The sequence below is a fragment of the Pseudomonas sp. EL_65y_Pfl2_R96 genome, assembly GCF_963970905.1.
In the GTDB taxonomy this organism is placed as follows: domain Bacteria; phylum Pseudomonadota; class Gammaproteobacteria; order Pseudomonadales; family Pseudomonadaceae; genus Aquipseudomonas.
Genome location: NZ_CAXAQH010000418.1, coordinates 1 through 428, shown reverse-complemented (window position 1 = coordinate 428; position 428 = coordinate 1). Strand labels below are relative to the sequence as shown.

The window sequence follows — 428 nt, the reverse complement described above, 5'->3', positions numbered from 1 at the left end:
CTACGACCCGGCGGGCGAGCGATAACGCCGATTCACGAACCGGCGGGGCGGCCCCCATCGTCACCAGATGGTCTGCGGTGCGGGACCGGCCCAATCCAGACCGAACTGAAACGCTCCCCCCTCGAACACAAATCCCGGGACCGCGATCTTGCACCACAGCGCGAAATCATAGCCATCGCGACCGCCGCCGAGGTACATGGTGATCTCGACCTGCTGATCGAGAGGGTCGCAGGTCACGATATCGAGCGGCAGAAAATAGCTGTTCCCATGGAACATATCGATCGGCAGGCGACGAGGCGCGACCAGTATGGTCGAGAAGCGGCCATATTCGTCATAGATTAGATCGAAAACAAACTGATAACTGTCGCTTGCGCGCCACAGCAGGCTCTGCCGCATGCCTTGAACATCGGTCGCTGGCGGAAGCGGCT

General features: G+C 60.5%; 1 protein-coding gene. It reads right to left on the bottom strand.

Annotation, left to right across the window (positions count from 1 at the left end):
- Window positions 1–60: 60 nt before the first annotated feature.
- On the bottom strand, window positions 61–428 hold a 368-nt coding region (locus tag AACY49_RS31355; RefSeq protein ID WP_339528245.1), incomplete at its 5' end, for a hypothetical protein.